Source organism: Streptomyces sp. NPDC029044 (genome assembly GCF_040637495.1).
Classification (GTDB): Bacteria; Actinomycetota; Actinomycetes; order Streptomycetales; family Streptomycetaceae; genus Streptomyces.
Genome location: NZ_JBEZWN010000008.1, coordinates 111,976 through 128,180 on the forward strand (window position 1 = coordinate 111,976; position 16,205 = coordinate 128,180).

General features: G+C 68.9%; 11 protein-coding genes. 8 read left to right on the forward strand and 3 right to left on the reverse strand.

The features are described 5' to 3' along the window. Window positions 1-19 precede the first annotated feature (19 nt). Window positions 20-1,450 (reverse strand): endo-1,4-beta-xylanase, encoded by a 1,431-nt coding sequence (locus AB0E85_RS10305; protein WP_361924600.1) that lies wholly within the window; start codon window positions 1,448-1,450, stop codon window positions 20-22. A 476-nt stretch (window positions 1,451-1,926) separates the two neighbouring features. Between AB0E85_RS10305 and AB0E85_RS10310 the strand changes: the two genes are divergently transcribed. The 5 genes from AB0E85_RS10310 (at window position 1,927) to AB0E85_RS10330 (ending at window position 7,048) form a co-directional block, all read left to right on the forward strand. Beyond that, complete coding sequence (locus tag AB0E85_RS10310; RefSeq protein ID WP_361924602.1) at window positions 1,927-3,402, forward strand: non-reducing end alpha-L-arabinofuranosidase family hydrolase; 1,476 nt, start codon at window positions 1,927-1,929, stop codon at window positions 3,400-3,402. Window positions 3,403-3,581: 179 nt separating this feature from the next. Beyond that, window positions 3,582-4,802, forward strand: a complete 1,221-nt coding sequence (locus tag AB0E85_RS10315) for a metallophosphoesterase (RefSeq protein WP_361924604.1) — start codon at window positions 3,582-3,584, stop codon at window positions 4,800-4,802. A 287-nt stretch (window positions 4,803-5,089) separates the two neighbouring features. After that, a complete protein-coding gene (locus tag AB0E85_RS10320) occupies window positions 5,090-5,743 on the forward strand; it encodes a GTPase domain-containing protein (RefSeq protein WP_361924606.1) in 654 nt (217 codons plus the stop codon). Further along, window positions 5,740-6,243 (forward strand): hypothetical protein, encoded by a 504-nt coding sequence (locus AB0E85_RS10325; RefSeq protein ID WP_361924608.1) that lies wholly within the window; start codon window positions 5,740-5,742, stop codon window positions 6,241-6,243. Before AB0E85_RS10320 ends, AB0E85_RS10325 begins: the two co-directional genes overlap by 4 nt. After that, window positions 6,227-7,048 carry a hypothetical protein gene (locus AB0E85_RS10330; RefSeq protein ID WP_361924610.1) on the forward strand — a complete coding sequence of 274 codons (822 nt, stop codon included), beginning with the start codon at window positions 6,227-6,229 and terminating at the stop codon, window positions 7,046-7,048. Before AB0E85_RS10325 ends, AB0E85_RS10330 begins: the two co-directional genes overlap by 17 nt. Before the next feature lie 111 nt (window positions 7,049-7,159). Here AB0E85_RS10330 and AB0E85_RS10335 read toward each other — a convergent pair whose 3' ends face one another. Both AB0E85_RS10335 and AB0E85_RS10340 read right to left on the reverse strand, forming a co-directional pair. Next, window positions 7,160-12,373 (reverse strand): family 43 glycosylhydrolase, encoded by a 5,214-nt coding sequence (locus AB0E85_RS10335; RefSeq protein ID WP_361924612.1) that lies wholly within the window; start codon window positions 12,371-12,373, stop codon window positions 7,160-7,162. A 238-nt stretch (window positions 12,374-12,611) separates the two neighbouring features. After that, window positions 12,612-13,397, reverse strand: a complete 786-nt coding sequence (locus tag AB0E85_RS10340) for a class I SAM-dependent methyltransferase (RefSeq protein WP_361924614.1) — start codon at window positions 13,395-13,397, stop codon at window positions 12,612-12,614. A 205-nt stretch (window positions 13,398-13,602) separates the two neighbouring features. Here AB0E85_RS10340 and AB0E85_RS10345 point away from each other — a divergent pair, with 205 nt between their 5' ends. From AB0E85_RS10345 to AB0E85_RS10355, 3 genes are all read left to right on the forward strand, one after another. Continuing rightward, the gene (locus tag AB0E85_RS10345; RefSeq protein ID WP_361924616.1) at window positions 13,603-13,818 is read left to right on the forward strand and encodes a hypothetical protein; all 216 of its coding nucleotides are present in this window, start codon (window positions 13,603-13,605) and stop codon (window positions 13,816-13,818) included. A gap of 221 nt (window positions 13,819-14,039) precedes the next feature. Continuing rightward, window positions 14,040-14,819 (forward strand): polysaccharide deacetylase family protein, encoded by a 780-nt coding sequence (locus AB0E85_RS10350; RefSeq protein ID WP_361924618.1) that lies wholly within the window; start codon window positions 14,040-14,042, stop codon window positions 14,817-14,819. 145 nt (window positions 14,820-14,964) lie between these two features. Beyond that, a complete protein-coding gene (locus AB0E85_RS10355) occupies window positions 14,965-16,080 on the forward strand; it encodes an AI-2E family transporter (RefSeq protein WP_361924620.1) in 1,116 nt (371 codons plus the stop codon). The last annotated feature ends 125 nt before the right edge of the window (window positions 16,081-16,205 follow it).

Consider the following 16,205-nt stretch of genomic DNA (forward strand, 5'->3'; position numbering starts at 1 on the left):
CGTTGGCGGGCCGGCCTGGTCACGTGCGGGTCCAGCGCTGGTTGCTGCTGTTCGAGCAGGAGGAGAGCTGGATCAGGGTGCCGTTGGCGGTGCCGCCCGCGACCGCGTCGAGGCAGAGGCCGGACTGGACGCCGACGACGGATCCGTCGGAGTTGAGGCGCCACTTCTGGTTGTCGCCGCCCCAGCAGCTGTAGATCTGGACTTTGGTGCCGTTGCCGGTACCGGCGGCGTCCAGGCACTTGTTGCCGTAGACCCGGAGTTCACCGGCGGATGTGTACGTCCACTGCTGGTTGGTGCCGCTGTGGCAGTCCCACAGCTGGAGCTGGGTGCCGTCGGTGGTGCTGGCGCCGGGGACGTCCAGGCAGCGGCCCGACCCGGTGCCCTTGATCTGTCCGGAACCCGGAGGGGGCGTGGAGGAACCGCCGTTGAGGGCGTTGAGGACTGCGGTGTAGGCGGGCTTCTTGCTGCCGTTGTTGTTGAACAGCAGGGGCGTGTGCTGCGGTCGCCAGGAGTCGGAGTCGCGCACACCCCAGACGGTGATGCCCAGGCAGCGCGGGACGGCCAGACAGTCGTTGGTCACGGCGGCGTAGGTCGAGGCCGAGGCGCCCTGGATGTCGAGTTCGGTGATGGCGACGTCGACGCCGAGGGCGGCGAAGTTCTGGAGAGTGGTGCGGAAGTTGCTGTTGTAGGGACTGTCGTTGTTGAAGTGCGCCTGGAAGCCGACGCAGTCGATCGGAACGCCGCGCTGCTTGAAGTCCCGGACCATGGCGTACATGGCCTGGGTCTTGGCCCACGTCCAGTTCTCGACGTTGTAGTCGTTGTAGCAGAGCTTGGCGGCCGGGTCGGCGGCGCGGGCGGTGCGGAACGCGACCTCGATCCAGTCGTTGCCGGTGCGTTGCAGGTTGGAGTCGCGCCGGGCTCCCGAACTGCCGTCGGCGAAAGCCTCGTTCACGACGTCCCATTGGGCGATCTTGCCTTTGTAGTGGCCCATCACGCCGTTGATGTGGCCGATCATCGCCTGGCGCAGCGCGCTGCCGCTGAGAGCCTGCATCCAGCCGGGCTGCTGGGAGTGCCAGGCCAGGGTGTGGCCGCGCACCTGCTTGCCGTTCTGCACCGCCCAGTTGTAGACGCGGTCACCGGCGGTGAAGTTGAACTGGCCCCGCTGCGGTTCGGTGGCGTCGATCTTCATCTCGTTCTCGGCCGTCACCGAGTTGAACTCACGGCCCGCGATCGACGTGTACGCCGAGTCGCCCAGCCTGCCCGAGGCGATGGCGGTGCCGAAGTAGCGGCCGCTCTGCGCCGCCGCTGCGCCGAGTGTGTTCTCGGCGGCGTGTGCGGCCGGCGGCACGATCAGTGCGGCGACCACACCGAGGGCGCCGACGACCAGCAGCAACAGCAGGCTGCGGATCTTCCGGCGAATGGCCGGTCCGGGAAGGGCGTACGAGCCCATGGCTCTGCCTCCAAAGTAGAGATGAGGGGGGACCGCCACGCGGCGTCGCGTATCTCTCCACCTGCGCGACGAGTGCTTCGGGTGCGCTGATCGGTCGTGCAGCTGTGCGTGGATCTGCCGTGCAACGCAGATTGCCCAGGTCGACGCGGTTCGACATTTCGAACCATGACCGGTATCTAGACACGGATGATTGAGGGATTGACGATGCATCGTCAATACTTCCGACAGAGGAAGTTTCGGTTTCCACTCCGAAGGTTTCGGCATCCCGGCGATCCCGCCGACCGCCGCATCAACCACTCCGGCGGGCGCGATATGTGGCCAGATCGGCAGCAGCCCTTGACCAGAGGGCCTCACATTCCTAGCTTGTGGCGGCGAAGCTTCCGGGAATTCCGCGAAATGTTTCGAGCTTCCCTGCCTCCCGGCAGGCGCTCTGCGGTTCATCGGGCTCACCCCCACCCCCGAAGGAGTGCCCTCTGATGTGGTTTCGCCAGACGTCCCCGGTCCGCCCAAGACGGTTACTCGCCGTCCTCGCACCCTTGCTGCTCGTGACCACCTTCCTCGGCGCCCAGCCCGCCGACGCGGCCACGGTGGACCCCAACTCCTCGTACGTGCTGGTCAACCGCAACAGCGGCAAGGCCCTGGACGTCCACAACATGGCGACCGGCGACGGCGCCCGCATCACCCAGTGGACCAGGAACGACCAGGCCCAGCAGCAGTGGCAGTTCGTCGATGCCGGCGGCGGCTACTACCGCATCAAGTCCCGCCACTCCGGCAAGGTCCTGGACATCCACAACTGGTCCACCGCGAACGGCGGTTCGATCGTCCAGTGGGCCGACCTGAACGCCACCAACCAGCAGTGGCGGCTGGCCGACAGCTCTGACGGCCACGTGCGGCTCATCTCGCGCCACAGCAACAAGGCCCTCGAAGTGCAGGGCGCCTCCACCGCCGACAACGCGAACATCGTCCAGTACGACGACTGGGGCGGCACCAACCAGCAGTGGCAGCTCGTCAAGGTCGGCGCCGACAACCCCGGCCCGTGCGGTCTTCCGTCGACATACCGCTGGACATCGACGGGCGCGCTGGCGCAGCCCAAGCCGGGGTGGGCCTCGCTCAAGGACTTCACCGTCGTCCCCTACAACGGCAAGCAGCTCGTCTATGCGACGACGCACGGCGCCGCGGGAACGGGAAGGGCCTGGGGCTCGATGAACTTCACCCCGTTCACCAACTGGTCGGAGATGGCCTCGGCCGGCCAGAACACGATGTCGAATTCCACGGTCGCGCCCACGCTCTTCTACTTCGCGCCGAAGAACATCTGGGTGCTCGCCTACCAGTGGGGCAGGACCGCCTTCGTCTACCGGACGTCGAGCGACCCCACCAACCCGAATGGCTGGTCGTCCGAGCAGCCGCTCTTCTCCGGAAGCATCGCCGACTCCGGAACCGGACCCATCGACCAGACGCTCATCGCCGACGGGACGAATATGTACCTGTTCTTCGCCGGCGACAACGGCAAGATCTACCGGGCCAGTATGCCGATCGGGAACTTCCCGGGCAGCTTCGGCTCGAACTCGACCGTGATCATGAGCGACACGAGGGAGAACCTGTTCGAAGCCCCTCAGGTCTACAAGCTCCAGGGCCAGAACCGCTACCTCATGATCGTCGAGGCGATCGGCTCGCAGGGCCGCTACTTCCGCTCGTTCACGGCCACCGGTCTGAACGGCTCGTGGACGCCCCAGGCCGCGACCGAGAGCAATCCCTTCGCCGGCAAGGCCAACAGTGGCGCCACCTGGACCAACGACATCAGCCATGGCGAACTGATCCGCACCAGCGCCGATCAGACCATGACCGTCGATCCCTGCAATCTGCAGTTGCTCTACCAGGGGCGCAGCCCCAACTCCGGTGGCGAGTACGGTTTCTGGCCCTACCGTCCGGGTCTGCTGACACTGCGGCGCTGACGGTGTGACGCGGCTGCGCGTCGTGTCTCAGCTCCGACCGAGGGCCTCCCACGCCCGGGAGGCCCTCGGTGTGTCCCCTGACCCGCAGCGGCATCCGGTGCCCATGAACGCCGGACCGGCTCGCCCGGGGCGACCGGATACAGTGCACGGGAGGGCAGCCCGGTCAGGGAGGACCAATCGTGACCGACACGAGCGACACCCGGCCGACCGAGGGTGAAACGCAAGCTCCGCGGCAGAGTCGACTGCACCGCCTGATGCGTTACCTCCCCCTGGTCGCTCCCTTCCTGCTGTGGGCCGTGCCGTGCTGGGTGATCGTGCACACCGGCCAGCACTGGCCGCTGCCCGTCACGCTGGCCGGCACCGCCCTGTTCGTCCTCGGCCTCGTCACCATGCCGCTCGCGATGGCGCGCGGCCACGGGCGGCGCCGGCAGGACCGGGCGGCGATCATCGGTGACACTCTGCTGGGCACCAGCTGGGTCCTGTTCACCTGGTCCGTTCTGCTCGGCGTCCTGTTGCGGCCCGCCCTGACCATGGCCGATGTCGGCGACAGTCAGGACCGGGCCCGAATCGTCACCTGGGCCGTCCTCGCCGTAACCGCCGTACTGCTCGCCTGGGGGTACGCCGAGGCCCGCCGGGTGCCGCGCGTGCGCCGACTCGACGTGCGCCTCCCGCGGCTGGGTGCCGGGTTGGACGGGCTGCGCGTCGTCCTCATCACCGACACCCACTACGGCCCACTCGATCGCGCTCGCTGGTCGGCACGGGTGTGCGAGACGGTGAACACCCTGGAAGCCGACCTGGTCTGCCACACCGGCGACATCGCGGACGGCACGGCCGAACGCCGTCGCGCCCAGGCCGCACCACTCGGAACCGTGCGGGCCACCCGGGCCCGGGTCTACGTCACCGGCAACCACGAGTACTACAGCGAGGCCCAGGGCTGGATCGACCTGATGGACGAGTTGGGCTGGGAGCCGCTGCGCAACCGCCATCTGCTGCTCGACCGGGGAGGCGACACCCTCGTGGTCGCCGGAGTGGATGACGTCACCGCCGCGTCCTCCGGCCTGGCGGGGCACCGCGCCGACCTGGCCCGCGCCTTGACCGGAGCCGACCCCCACCTGCCCGTCCTGCTCCTGGCACACCAGCCCAAGTTCATCGACCGGGCAGCAGCCGCCGGCATCGACCTCCAGCTCTCCGGCCACACCCACGGCGGCCAGATCTGGCCCTTCCACCACCTGGTCCGCCTCGACCAGCCCGCCCTCGCCGGCCTCAGCCACCACGGCTCCCGCACTCTCCTCTACACCAGCCGCGGCACCGGCTTCTGGGGCCCGCCGTTCCGTCTCTTCGCCCCCAGCGAGATCACCCTGCTCGTACTCCGCTCCCCGCACCCGCCCAGCTCGGCCTAGCGGTTGGCGCCTGCACCGTGCGCAAGGCCCCGCCCGGCTCAGGAAAGGAACCGGACCCGCGCCGGGCTGACGGTTGTGACCCCGGTGCACAACCGCACGTGAAGGGGACTCCCGTTCGACGGACGCATTTCCGATCGGACGGGAAACCACGGGAGACAAGATGCGGATTCCCGTGATTCCCGGCCTCGATCTTCATTCATCTGCTTGGATTCATTATCGGTTGGCGAGCGTTCAGGGGCTGCTCTGCGCTCACTCGGTTATGCAAGGAGCAGGATTTGCCGCTACCTGTGATCGTCGGTGCCGTCGTGTTGTCGGGAGCGATCGGGACGGCTCTCACGATCCGTCAGCTCAAACGCCCAGCGAAGATCATCCTGCTCGGTGAAGGCATGAGCGGCAAGACCACGCTGCTCAACACCTGGCAGGGCAAGTGGGACGAGCCGGTGCACCGGACCCATCCAGCGGGCGAGTTCATCGGAAAGATCCGGCTGGACACGGGGAAGAAGGTTCTCTGGATCGACAAGCCGCTCACGTTCAGGAACGTCAAGGACTTCAGCGGGATGGACGAAATCCTGGACGCCTCGCGAGACGGCGTGGAGGCAGCCCAATACATCCTCTACCTCATCAAGGCACCGCAGCTCGAATCCGATGAGGAAAACCCCGGAGCGTCCGAGGCTTATGAACGGCTCATCGCTGACGCCGCTCGTATCAAGAGATACAGCACAAAGATCAAAAAGGTCATCCTCGTGATCACCTTTACCGACAAGGACTCCCGATACGAACTCCTGGGGCAAGCCGCCTATCTGACTCGTGTACGCGGCCAGCTCAGTGACCTCATCAGCCTGCTGAGCATGCGCAACAAGACCAAGGTGGTGGCCGGCAGCCTCGCCACACGTGAATCCGCCGAGGCTCTCGCGGGCGAAGTCGTCCAGGCGATGCTATGAGTGTCCACCTGCAACTGGTGTACGCGGAGTACGAGAGCGGCGAGCCGCCCTTCGTCTGGCTCAAAGGGACGCGCCGGCGGTCCGAAGAGAAGCGAACGGCGATCCAGTGGATCGGCACGGTCTGCCGGCGGGGGCGAGAGCGCCGGGGCGAGCCCGGCCTGGTGGTCCGCTACCGGGAATGGCTGTTGATCCAGACGACAGTCGGACTGGGCCACGACGGCAACGGGCCTCAGGGCGTCGTCTGCATCGTCAAAGGTCCCGACTCCGCGGTCGACTGGGAGTCAGCGGTCACAGAACGGATCACCGAGGTACTGCTCGACGGCGGGATCACTGTGGATCGTGAGGAGTTCCGCTCCGTTCTCGCATGGGCCGCCAGATCGAGGGTCGACGGCACGAAGCAGGCTCTGAAGACCATGCTGGGGGGCCAATTGGAGGCCGCCAGGACCAGAATGACGCGTAGCGACAAGAAGACAGATGGGGAACATGCGGATTCCGGATGAACTGGCCGATCGGCTGCTGACCGTATCGCTGGAGGATTTCGTTCGCATCTCCGACGATGATCCGGAGCGGCTGCGCGATCATCGCATCACGATCGTGCCGGTTCCGCTGTTCGGTCGTTGGAGGCGCTTCCCCGAGCTGCGGGAGACCGTCCTGCACCCCGATCTGGCTTATGTGCGCGACCGCGATTCCGCCCACCGGTACGTGGCGGCGGACAACGCGATCCAGGGTACGGCGTTGCGGAAGTGCCGGCTCGCACTCAAGGTGTGCAAGGAACTCGGGGCCACATCGCTGCACGTCATGGAGTCCCGGGCGGACTCGGGGAAGTTCAGCGTCGACAACGAGTACACCGCTCAGGCCCGGGCCAGCCGCAGCGGGGAGGCCCGGAAGAAGCCGCCGGGCGCCGGCCTGTCGGTGGAGGAACAGAGTTCGGTCAATCTCGCCGCCCATCTGCGTCACGATCTGAAGCTGACCATCGAGGCGGAAGGCAACTGGCCGGGCCATGTGCCTTCGGTCGCAGGAGCCCTTGAGGTCCTGGATGGATATGACCCGAGCGACGTCGAAGACCTGCGCATCTTCATCGAGCAGCGGGACGGGGCGCACAACGTGTCCACGAGCCTGTCGCTCGTGGTCAACCTACTCAGCGAGCTGCATCGCGATTTCGATCTGTTCTGCAAGACCGCCGCCGGTCTCGAGGCTACGCTCGGACGCCGGCACGCGACGGCTGAAGCGAGTATGAGCAACACCTTCAAGATCCAGTTCGAGAGAACGAGAATGGTTTCACTCGCCCTCAAAGTCGAGTTCTGAACGCGAAGTTTCTCGCCGGCGCGCCCCGGCAGGGTCGCGCGGACCGACGGCGTGCGGCTCCCGGGTCTGCCGGGACCGGGAATGAGCCCGGCCCGGCAGACCCGCCGTGCCCTACCTTCGGTGTCCGACGGTGACGATCCCCTGCGTCTTCGCGCCGGTCCTGTTGTCGTAGACGACATCCCCGGTGGACTTCTTCCAGATCCTGATGCGGAAGGTGTCCGGGCCGTCGGTGGCGGTGACTCGGAAGGCGTAGCCGCTCTTGCCGCCGACCGTGCCGCTGCCCTGGTACACGGCCCGGGAGTCGTTCACCACGAGCCAGTCGGAGCCGGTGGAGCGGAAGGTGAGCTTGGCCGGGCCGAAGACGAACGTGGCCTTGCCGGCGGGGACGGTGGCTCCCTTCCGGTACTGGGCGGCCAAGGTGAACGCCGCCTTCCCGGTCAGCCCCGGCCGGGCCGGGTAGGCACCGGCCGGCGAGGTGATCGTGCCGGCGCCGGCCACGGGACCGGCGCTCCGGTCGTACACGATCAGTTCCGGGAGTGTGGTCGTGTCCGTGCCGCCGTCGTCGTCGGTGACCGTGACGACCGGGCGGTGGATGCCCGCGTCGTCGTAGACGTGTGCGGCCCGGCAGCCGGAGTCGGTGACCGTGCCGGTCGTCGGCCGACTGCCGTCCTTCCAGTCGACCTCGCAGGTGTGGCGGTCGCTCGTGCCCGGGTCGTCGAAGGACGCGGTGACGACGGCGGCTTTGCCCACCGAGAGGGGCGAGCCCGGGCCCTTGGCGGAGGTGATCGACGGGGCGGCGTTGGACACCTCGACGGTCGCGGTGTCGCTGCCGCGTCCGCCGGTCAGGGTGACCTGGAAGGTGCTGTCGTCGGTGCAGGTGAGGGTCGTGCGGGCCGCGGCAGGGTCCTCGACGGTGCACGGGGCGCCGTCCTGGACGGTCCACTTCGGGCTGCCCGCCCCGGAGACGGTGCCGGCGAGGGTGATCGCCTCGCCCTCGGCGCCGGTGGCGTCCGGCCCGGCGTGGACGACGGTGACCGGGTCGATGCCGCCCAGGGTCGGAACGACCTTCTCGATCAGGCCGTCGGAGCCGAACTCCAGCTTGTCGATGGTGGTTTCGCGGTGGGTGCCGTCACCGCCGGGGATGGCGAAGCGGTGGTAGGCGATGTACCAGTCGTCGGTGTTCGGGACGTGCACGACGGAGTGGTGCCCGGGGCCCTTGATGCCCAGGGACAGGTCCTTCTCCAGGATCACCCCCTGCTTGGTCCACGGGCCGGTGGGCGAGGGGCCGGTCGCGTAGGCGACGCGGTAGTTCTCGTCCCGGGTGTCGTTCTCCGACCACATGAAGTAGTAGGTGCCCTTGCGCTTGATGAGGAAGGTGCCCTCGTTGTAGCCGCTGGGGGTGATGTCCTCGACCTGCGCGGTGTCGATGGAGGTCATGTCGTCGCCCAGCGGGACGACGTAGGCGCGGCCGTTGCCCCAGTAGAGGTACTGCTTGCCGTCGTCGTCGGTGAAGACCGCCGGGTCGATCATCTGGCCGCGGAAGTCACCGGCCTTGAGCAGGGGCTTGCCCAGGGCGTCCTTGAACGGCCCGGTGGGCGAGTCGGAGACGGCCACGCCGATGTTGGCGTCGGCGCAGAAGTAAAAGTAGTACTTACCGTCCTTCTCCGTCATCGCGGGGGCCCAGGCCCTGCTGTCCGCCCAGTCGACGTCCGGGCCCAGGTCGAGGATGACGCCGTGGTCCTTCCAGTGGACCAGGTCCTTCGAGGAGTAGGCCTTGAACTGCGTGCCGCTCCAGCCCTCGAAGCCGTCGGTCGTCGGGTAGATGTAGAAGGTGTCGCCGAAGCGCACGATGTTCGGGTCGGCGTTCAGACCCGGCAGGACCGGGGTCTTCATGATCAGCGCCGAGACCTTCCAGGTGCGCTTCTTGCCGTCCGAGCCGGTGACCTCGTACGTCACCGGCTCGGTGAAGTCGCGCACGCTGCCGGAGGCGGGGCTGATCGTCGCGCCCTCGGCGAGCGTGAACTCCGGTGCCAGCGTGGTGAGGTCGGTGTCCGCCTTCATGGGCAGGGTGATCGTGCCGGCCGCGTTGTCGACGAGCGCGTCGACCTTGAGCGCCGGGTGCGTCACCTTGGCGATGCCCGCGGTGTTGCCGCTGAGCCGCATGACCTCGGTGCCCGTGAGGGCACGGTCGTAGATGCGGAAGTCGTCGACCTCGCCGCCGAAGTAGGGGTCGGCCGCGTACAGGGAGCGACCGATGTAGCCGCTGTGGTCCTTGGCCGCGTCGTACAGCTCGGACGGCTTGATGGTGGTCGTCGTGCGGGCCGCCTCGATGCCGTCCGCGTAGAGGACCATCGTGCCGGTGGCGCCGTCGAGCGTCACCGTGACGTGCCGCCACTGGCCGGGCGTGAGCTGCGAGCCGGCCGTGAGCTTCGACTCCGCCGACCAACTCGCCTTCGTGATGGCCGAGTAGAGGCTGGACCCGCCGTTGGACGGGGTGGCGAACAGGTACTTGTCGCTGTCGGGACCGAGCCCGAACAGCCACTGGAAGCTGCTGCCGCCCTTCCACTTGGCGTACGTCGACACCGTCACGCTGCCGGCGTTCTTCAGCACGCCGTTGGGGATCCTCACGTACGGCGAATCGGAGCCGCCGGACATCTTGAACGAGCCGCCCTCGACACCGGTGCCGAAGTCGGGCGTGCGGACGTACGTGCCGTGGTAACCGTGCCCGCTGGAGTCACGGGCGATGCTGCCGCCGGTCTCGTCGAAGTCGTAGTGCAGCAGCAGGTCAGCCGGGACGTCCGGCCCCTCGTCGGACACGGTGACCTCGGCCCGTACCGGGATCGCCGCGCCCCCCGGCAGACTGCCGGTGACGGTGAAAGTGCCGGGCTGGGCGTACTTCGAGGCCGGCACGTCCTCCCAGTCGACGGAGACGGGCCGCTTGGCGCCGTCGGCGTACTCGGCGATCACCGTGGCCGGCAGGACCGGCGCGTCGCCGACCCGGGTCTTCACCGACACGTCCTCGACGCTCTTCACGATCTGGTCGGGCTGGTAGGCGCGCAGCAGCCGGTCGTACTCGGCCTGGGTGACCGGCAGCACGGTGCCATGGCGGGGCTTGGCGGGCAGGTCGTAGCCGGTGGAGGGGGTCCAGGTGCCGGAGTCGAGGTCGGTCGTCTCGAAGGGGATGTAGCCGCGGCCGCCGAACTCGTCGAGGAACGCGTACCACTTCTCCTCGGTGTTGGACTTGAACACCAGCGGTCCCTCGGCGGCGTTCATCGCGCCCTTGCCGATGCCCTCGGCGACCGGCGTCCAGGACGGGTCGAGGATCGAGTCGCTCTTCTCCTGGAAGATGAACTTGCTGTTGGGGGTGGAGGAGCTGTTGTTCCGCTCGTCCTTGGACAGCCGGTAGTAGGTGCCGTCGTGCCGGATCATCGTGGAGTCGATGACCGAGTAGCCGCGGTCGATCCAGACCTTGGGCTCGCTGAAGGTGTAGAAGTCACGGGTGGTGGCGTACATCATGCGGTTGTACGTGTCGCCGGAGTGGTCGGCGTTGTCGTACAACTTCGACGCCCAGAAGACGACGTACTCGCCGCGCTCGGCGTCGTAGAACGCCTCCGGCGCCCAGGTGTTGCCCGCGCTGTCGGGCGAGACCCTCACCAGGCGCTGGTTCGTCCAGTGCACCAGGTCGGTGGACTCCCAGACCATGATGGACTTGCTGCCGGTGCGCTGGGAGGCGTCCCAGTCGCCGTTGCCGTAGATCCTGAGGTCGGTGGCGATCTGGTAGAACTTGTCGCCCTCCGGGGAGCGGATGATGAACGGGTCGCGCAGGCCCTTCTCGCCGAGCGTGGAGGTCAGGACCGGCTTGCCGTCGTTCAGTTCGCGCCAGTGCAGCGGGTCGTTGCCCTTGCTGAGGGCGGCGTAGAGCTGTTCGCCGTCCGAGGTGCCCTCGCCGGTGAAGTAGCTGAACATGTAGCCCTTGAGGGCCGCCTCGGCGGGCAGTTCGGGCACCTTGGCCGTCATGGCGCGGGTGGACTTCGCCTCGCCCTTGGTGACGGTGGCGGTGAGTTCGACGGTGGTGGCGCCGTCGCCGTGCGCCGGGCGGTGGACCTCGCCCTCGGGGGAGACGACGTCCGGCTTCGCGGAGGACCAGGTGACGGCCGTGCCGTACTTGCCGGTGCTCGGCAGGGTGAGGTTGCCACGGGCGTCGTCGAGGTTGTGGACCGTGAGGGCCTCGGCGGCCTCCCGCGTGGCGGCGGCGTCGTCGAGCGCGGGCCGGACCGTGACGTCGAAGGTCTTGGTGCCCGTCACGGTGCCCTTCTTCAGGGTCGCCGTGAGCGTGGCGCGGCCGTCCGGTGAACCGGCCTCGGGGCGGGTCACCTTGCCGGTGGCGGACACCACGGAGGGGTTGTCGCTGGCCCAGCTGACGGAGGAGCCGCCGGCCGGGCCGGTCTTCGGCAGGTCCAGGTCCGAGGTGACGCCGCTGGTGTCGCCGAGGCTCAGCGCCTCCTTGTCGGCGGCGACGCCCTGCGTGGCGACGGGGAGGGAGAGTTGCTCGACCTCCGGACCGTCCAGTGCCCGGTCGTATACACGGAAGTCGCGTATCCGGCCCTTGAAGAGCTTGTCGCCGTCGTAGACGGACTTGCCGATGTAGTTGGCCTTGGTGGTGCCGGAGCCGATGGCGCCGGGCGTGGTGGTGACCGAGGTGTTGCGGCCGACCTCGACGCCGTCCTCGTAGAGCACGCCCGTGGAGCCGGTCTGGGCGTAGGTGATGTGTTTCCACACCCCGCGGGTCAGGTTGTGGGAGTCGGACGGCTTGGTGGTCTGCTCGGTCGACCAGTTGCCCGTCGCGACGGAGGTGCGGAAGGAGTTGCCGGTGGTGAACAGGTAGCCGTTGCCGCTGCCCGCGCTGGTGTTGCCGAAGCCGTAGAGGAAGTAGGGCGTGCTCTGGGCGGAGTCGATCAGTACGTCCATGGAGACGGTGATCGCGTTCATGCCCTTCATGACGTCGTCCGGCACCTTGATGTAGGTGTCCGACCCGTTGAAGGCGAGCCCCTGGCCGGACGCCGACCAGCCGGGGGTGCCGCTGATTGTGCCGTTGCGGCCGTTGCCGGAGGCGTCGGGCACGGTGCCGCCGGAGTCGGCGTCGAGCTTGTACCACAGCGCCAGACCGTCGGTGATGTCCGCGGCTTCGGCCGCCGGGGCGGCCGGTGCGGCCTGTGCGGAGGTGACGGGTCCGGCAAGGGTGAGCAGCATCGACGCGGCGGTCAGGCCGGCGAGATGGCCCGCCCGGCGTCTCGCGCGGCTGCGAAGTCGTGCGGCGTGCGTCATGTCGAGGTTCCCTGCTGAGGCATGGCTGATGACGGACAAGGCAGCGGTACGGAAGGGGAGGAGGAGCCGACGAGGCGACGGCACGTCCTTGCCGTGGGCCTGCCGTTACACGCACGTGCAGTGTGTTGCGAGAGTTTCAGTCGGCACCGGGGCCAGCGTCAAGAGGTTTCGAACAATGTCCGACTGGTCGAACAGCGCCGTCCGACTCGTGGTGGTTCACCGGGCCGGACGGAGCGGGTCAGTCCTCCTCGCCCCTCGTGGCGACAACGGCCCAGGTGCGGTGCGGGACTTGGATCACCTCACCGGGGAAGCGGTCGTCCAGCACCCGGCCGAGGGCTTCGTCGAAGCGTTCCACCTCGTCCGGCGGCAGGGTGGCGCCCACCCCGGCACTGGCCCGGATCCGCCCCCGCCACGCCTGCGGCGGATAGGGCACGGACAGGTCGAAGGAGAAGGTCTCGATGCCGGTGAAGCCCGCGGTGGCCAGGTCGGTCAGCCAGCGCGGGTGGAGACCGGTGCCGCCGCCCAGCGTCCAGGCCGGGTTGAAGGAGAGGATCAGCTCCTCGGTCGCCTCGACCACGTTGCCCGGCAGGGGCAGCCAGTCGAAGTGGGCGACGACCACCCGCCCGCCCGGCCGCAGCAGCCGCCGTATCTCCGCCGTGGCCCTCGGCGCGTCGAACCAGTGCCAGCACTGGCCGGCAGCGACCACGTCGTACGACCCGTCCGGCAGCCCCGTCGACTCCGCCGTGCCCACGCGGTAGCCGGTCTCCACCCCGGCCTCCCGGTCGAGCTCCCGGGCCTGCTCCAGCAGCGGCGCGGCCGGGTCGAGGCCGGTCACCCGCGCCCCCGCCTGCGCGAACAGGCGGGCCAGGGCGCCGGTGCCGGTCCCGAGGTCGAGCACGTCCTTGCCGGGGAAGGCGATGCCGTGCCGGTACAGGTGGGTGACGATCTGTGGTGGGAAGCCGGCGCGGTGGCGGCCGTAGTCCTGTGCGGTGAGTCCGAAGTCGGGGCGGAACGTGCTGGTCATGACAGGTCTCCAATCCTCTGGGGGTCGCGGTTCCATGATCCGGCAACGATCGGGGCCGGTAACCCGGGTTCTCCGGACGAGAACTGATGTCCCGTGATCATCGCCTGGGCGACGCGCTGCCCCCGGCTGTGTCGAGCGGCCGGCGCGGAGAGGTTCAGCCATGCTGGGGCAGGTGGCACGCCTCCCCCACGACAAGGAGCCCCGCATGAGCACGGATTCCCTCGCCCGATTCCTGGCGGCTCTGGACCCGGAGCACCGCGAAGCGGTCGGCACCAGGCCCCGCCAGGAGCAGGAACGGCTCGCGGCGGCCTGGGAACGGGAGCTGGAAGCGGACGACGAACTCGACACCCTCGACGAGCTCTCGCCCCCGGCGGCAGAGGCCGAAGCGGCCCGCCGGGTGCTGGACCGCGAAACCGGCTGAGGCGCCCTGGGCCAAACCCACCAACGCCCCGCCACCGGCCCGCCAACGCCCCACCAACCCCCCGCCACCGGCCCGCCAACGCTTCGAGAGCGCCGCAGGGCCGTCGTGATACCGCCGGGCAGCGGGATTGTCCGTGATCGGTAACAGCGGGATCCGCCGGCCGTCGGCCGCCCTCTTGCCGTATGCACGGGCACCACGGCGACGGCGAAGGAACAGCGGACATGGTGGGGAACAGCGGACGGGGATGGTACGCCAAAGTGCTGGCAGCGGCGCTCGGGGTGACCGCGGTGGCCGGCCTGGCCTCGTTCTGGAACGCGCAACTGGATTCCGGCGCGGACCGGCCCGACCGGGGCGTCGCGGCGCCTCCCGCCCCGTCGCAGGGCCGGAAGGCGGCGCCCGTGCCGACGGGCATCGTGCACGCCTCGGACGCCGGTGCCCGGGGCGTCAACATCACCATCGACGACGGACCGGACCCCGTGTGGACACCTGAGGTGCTCCAGGTGCTGCGGGACAACGGTGTGAAGGCCACGTTCTGCATGGTGGGCACGCAGGCTCGCGCCCACCCCGGCCTGGTCAAGGCGGTCGTGGCGGCCGGGCACCGGCTCTGCGACCACACGGTCTCGCACGACGTCACCATGGATCACAAGTCCGAGGCCTACCAGTCGGAGCAGATCAAGGACGCCGAGCGCATGATCACCGAGGCCTCCGGAGGCGTCCGGCCGCTGTACTACCGGGCTCCCGGAGGGGCCTTCACCCTCGCCGGCCGTCACCTCGCCGCGTCCCGCGGCATGCGTCCGCTGGGCTGGAACATCGACTCCAAGGACTTCGAACGCCCCGGCACGAACGCCATCGTCGCCACGGTCAAGAACGAGATCTCCAACGGCCCGACCCTCCTCTTCCACGACGCGGGAGGAGACCGCTCGCAGACCGTCGCCGCCCTGCGGCAGCTCCTGCCGTGGCTGAAGGAGCAGGGGTACTCCTTCGGTTTCCCCGTGCGTTGAGGGGCCTGTGGCTTGTCGGTGACTTGCAGCCGATGGGGACGGCGCGCCGCTCGGCGTGGCCCGCCCGGCCGGGGCGGTACCGGCCTTCGGGGGAATTCCGGGCTCGTCCCGCGGTTCGCCGGGCCCTGGGTGGTACGGGCATGAGATGTCGCCGCCCCCCGATCCACCCGCCTCGGCGCTGCCGCGCCCGAACGACGCCGAGTCGCGCGTACCGGACGTGCTGCGGACCGCCGCCGCGTACGCGTGGCGGCTGATCGCGGTCGGCATCGTCGTCCGGTTCGCCTTCTCCGTGCTCGGGGAGTTCCACCGGGTCGCCGTCGCCGTGTTCCTCGGTCTCGTCATCACCGCCGTGCTCCGGCCGGTGGCCGGTCTGCTGGCGCGGTTCATGCCCCGGCCGCTCGCCGTCGCCGCAGCGCTCATCGGCGGCATCGTCCTCGTCCTCGGGGCGCTGGCCCTGGTGGGTGAGACCGTGGCGGACCAGCGGACGGGGCTGGAGAAGGAGTTCGTGACGGGGATCGACAGGATCGAGCGACGGCTGGAGGAACCGCCCTTCCGGCTGCCCGCGGACGCGTTCGACGATCTCCAGTCCCGGATCGGCAAGCTCCTGTCCGACCACCGCTCCACCATCATCAGCACGGCGGTCAGCGGCGCGAGCCGGCTGGTCGAGGTGCTGACCGTGCTCGCGCTGGCCCTGTTCTGCGCGGTCTTCTTCACGCACTCCGGCGAGAAGCAGTGGCAGTGGCTGTGCGACCAGCTCCCCGCCCGGGCCCGGCAGCGGTTCGCGGTCGGGGCCGGGGCGGCCTGGCGGACCTTCACCGGTTACACGCACGGCATCCTGCTGGTGGCGGCGACCAACGCGGTCCTCGTGGGCATCGCGCTGTTCGCCCTCGGGGTGCCGCTGGCCGTGCCTCTGGCCCTGCTGGAGTTCCTCGCGGCGTTCATCCCGCTGATCGGCTCGCCCATCGCCCTGGCGGTCGCCGCCGTCGTCGCCCTGGCGTCGAAGGGGCCGCTCATCGCCCTGGTGGTCGTGGCCCTGATCGTGGTCATCGGCCAGATCGAGGGCCACCTCCTGCACCCCATCGTGATGAGCTGGGCCGTCCGGCTGCACCCGGTGGTGGTCGCTCTGGCGGTGGTCGGCGGGGCGGTGGCGGCGGGGGTGATCGGTGCGGTGGTGGCCGTACCGCTGGTGGCTGTCGTGTGGTCCGTTCACCAAGCGCTGCGGGGCAGTACGGGTGGTCCGGGCCCTGCTCCGGCGGACTGAGCCGGAGCCGTCTCGGCGTCGGCCCCGGTTTGTCCAAGGACTGCTCCTCTCAGGGGAGTTGTTCCTTCAGCCACGTCAGGACGTCCGGCGTCACGGGTCGGTGATGTCGGCGAATCCGTCATTGC